Origin of the sequence: Dactylosporangium sp. NPDC000555 (assembly GCF_040300025.1) — a bacterium.
Classification (GTDB): Bacteria; Actinomycetota; Actinomycetes; order Mycobacteriales; family Micromonosporaceae; genus Dactylosporangium.
This window is the reverse complement of sequence record NZ_JBEPDB010000190.1, coordinates 1-2,938: the sequence shown is the minus strand read 5'-3', so window position 1 is coordinate 2,938 and position 2,938 is coordinate 1. Positions and strand designations below refer to the sequence as shown.

Sequence of the window (2,938 nt, the reverse complement as noted above, 5' to 3'; positions counted from 1 at the left end):
GTCATCATGTCGGCGTAGGAGACCAGCCAGCGCTCGTGGTTCTCGTGTTCCTCGTCGTGGGCGGCCTTGTGTTTGGCGCGTGTGCCGGCCTTCGCCGCGTGACCACCACCACTCACGGCGGCCCTCCTCCCCGGTTCGCGGCGTCGCTTGTCGCGCCGTCGGAGATCACATCGGCCCGACCGCCCGACACAACAGTTGCGGGCCGGTGCAGCGCGGTAGCTGATGCGGTCGACGGACTTGGTCGCCGACTCTTACATTTAATAGTGTTAACTGATAGCGTCCCGATACATCGATCCATCGATGTGTAGGGGGTCCCGTGAGATCTCGACGTCGTACATTCGCGCTGGTGACGGGCGCGGCACTGTCCATCGTGACGGCGCTGGCCGTAGCGCCAGCGATGCAGGCGCAGGCCGCCACCAGCGCTGTCCAGGCCACCTGCACCGCCCCGACCTGGGCCGAAGGCAACACCTACAACGCGGGCACCCAGGTGACGTACCAGGGCCGCACCTACCAGGCCCTGCAGACCCACACCGCCTACCCCGGCGCCGGGTGGACACCCTCCACCACGCCGTCGCTGTGGAAGGACCTCGGCGCGTGCGACGGTGGCACCACCAACCCGCCGCCGGGCACCCCGGGCGCGCCGTCCAACCTGCGGGTCACCGCGACCGCGAACACGAGCCTCACGCTGGCGTGGAACGCCTCCAGCGGTACCGTCACCGGATATCGCGTCTATGAGGGCACGACAGTGCGCTCCACCGGAACCGGCACCACCGCCACGGTGTCCGGGCTGGCGGCCGGCTCCACGCACACGTTCACGGTCAAGGCGTACAACGCCCAGGGCGAGTCGGCGGCGTCGAACAGCGTCACCGCCACGACCACGGGCGGCACCAACCCGCCTCCGGGCGGCGGCATCGCGGCGCCCTACCTCTACCAGTGGGGCGACGCGCCGAACCCGCAGACGGTGCAGGCGGCGACCGGCATCAAGTGGTTCACGCTCGCGTTCGTGCTCTCCGGCGGCGGCTGCTCGCCGGCGTGGGACGGCAACCGGCCGCTCACCGGCGGCATCGACGCGACCGTGATCAACCAGGTGCGCGCCGGCGGCGGCGACGTGATCCCGTCGTTCGGCGGCTGGAGCGGCAACAAGCTCGGCCCGAACTGCTCCACCCCGCAGGCTCTCGCGGGTGCGTACCAGACCGTGATCAACGCGTACGGTCTGAAGGCGATCGACATCGACATCGAGAACACCGACGAGTTCGAGAACGACACCGTGCGGAACCGGATCGTCGACGCGCTGAAGATCGTCAAGCAGAACAACCCCAACCTGAAGACCATCGTCACGTTCGGCACGGGCACCAGCGGCCCCGGCTACTACGCGCAGCAGCTCATCAGCCGCGCGGCGTCGACCGGCGCGAACATCGACGTCTTCACCATCATGCCGTTCGACTTCGGTGGCGGCGCGAACATGTACAACAGCACGGTGAGCGCCTCCGAGGGGCTCAAGGCGCAGCTGAAGTCGGCGTTCGGGTGGGACGACGCCACTGCGTACCGGCACATGGGCATCTCCGGCATGAACGGTCTGTCGGACCAGCAGGAGCTGACCTCGCCCGCGCACTGGCAGCAGATCCGCGACTACGCCCAGAACAACCACCTGGCGCGGCTCGCGTTCTGGTCGGTCAACCGTGACAAGCCCTGCCCCGGCGGCGGCGTGGTGTCCAACTGCAGCGGCATCGCGCAGAACAACTGGCAGTTCACGCAGATCACGGCCACCTTCACCGGCTGATCCGGGCATCGGGTCCACGGCGGGGGCCGGCGCTACAGCGCCGGCCCCCGCTGGTCGTGGTGAGGCGGGTCAGCCGAGCGGCATGGTGCAGAACCCGCCGCCGACCCGGTGGTTGCGGGGTGCGGCGGGGTCGGCGTCGCCGCCGGACAGGGCCTGCGCCGCGTACCGTTCGGCGTCGTCGCGCGGGTGGTACCCGATCGCCTCCGCCTCGGCCAGCGACCACCACCGGCGGGTGTTGGCGGAGATGCCCCACAGGATGCGGAATCCGGCCGGCTCGACCCGCAGGCACGCCTCGACGAGCCGTACCGCATCCGCGGGGGACAGCCATCTGGCCAGGTCCTCCGGGACCGCCGGGAGCGGCCGGCACGCCCCGATGCGCAGGCACGTCACGTCGATGCCGAACCGCGAGTGGTACAGGCTGCCCAGCGCCTCCACCGCGGCCTTGCTCACCCCGTAGAAGGTGTCCGGGCGGGGCGAGCTGTCCGCCGGCAGCGGGCCGTGCGCCGCCTCGTCGCGGGTGCGGAACCCGGCGGCGTGGATGCTTCCGGCGAGGACCACCCGCCGTACTCCCGCCTCGACCGCGGCCGCCAGCAGCCGTTGCGTGCCGTCGATGTTCACGGCGCGGATCGTCTCCCACGGTGCCTCGCCGGCGCACCCACCGAGGTGGACCACCGCGTCGACGCCCCGGCAGGCGGCGAGGATCGCGTCCGGGTCGGTGAAGGACGCTGTCAGGATCTCCACCCGTTCGCCCGGTGCGGCCGGTGCCAGCGGCGCGATGTCCAGCAGCCGCAGCACCCGGTCCGGGCGGGCGAGCCCGGGCCGCAGCATCGTGCCGATGCGCCCGGCGGCCCCGGTGAGCAGGATCCGCCGGCCCGGCACGGGCGGCTGCGATGGCTCGGACATGATCAAACCCCCTGCCGTTGAGGAGCCTACCCGTCGTACTGCTGCGAAGCCGTCTCTCGGGCAGGCGGGGCCTCGACCGATTCGGCCGCCGCCTCCTGGGCCGGCGCGCGGCGGCCGCCGCGAGTGTAGAGGGCCGCCAGCCCGGTGCCCAGGCACAGCGCGGCCGAGCTGAGGCCGAGCGACCAGTGCACGCCGATCGCCTGGCCGAGCACGCCGACCGTGACGCCGCTGCCGGCGCGCAGGCCGCTGGCCGAG

At 71.6% G+C, this 2,938-nt stretch carries 3 protein-coding genes and 1 pseudogene; 1 reads left to right on the top strand and 3 read right to left on the bottom strand.

The features are described from left to right. Positions 1-116: flagellar motor protein MotB (locus ABT297_RS42880; RefSeq protein ID WP_350545265.1), on the bottom strand; the 116-nt coding region annotated here is incomplete at its 3' end. A gap of 230 nt (positions 117-346) precedes the next feature. On the opposite strand from ABT297_RS42880, the gene ABT297_RS42875 reads away from it, so the two are divergent. Beyond that, a complete protein-coding gene (locus ABT297_RS42875) occupies positions 347-1,780 on the top strand; it encodes a carbohydrate-binding protein (RefSeq protein WP_350559925.1) in 1,434 nt (477 codons plus the stop codon). A gap of 69 nt (positions 1,781-1,849) precedes the next feature. Here ABT297_RS42875 and ABT297_RS42870 read toward each other — a convergent pair whose 3' ends face one another. Then, positions 1,850-2,683, bottom strand: a complete 834-nt coding sequence (locus tag ABT297_RS42870; protein WP_350559921.1) for an NAD-dependent epimerase/dehydratase family protein — start codon at positions 2,681-2,683, stop codon at positions 1,850-1,852. A gap of 26 nt (positions 2,684-2,709) precedes the next feature. Next, positions 2,710-2,938, bottom strand: a pseudogene (locus ABT297_RS42865) (hypothetical protein); the annotation flags it as partial.

Excerpts from the sequence above, each read along its gene's own strand:
- ABT297_RS42870 (WP_350559921.1), bottom strand. The coding sequence starts at position 2,683 with ATGTCCGAGCCATCGCAGCCGCCCGTGCCGGGCCGGCGGATCCTGCTC.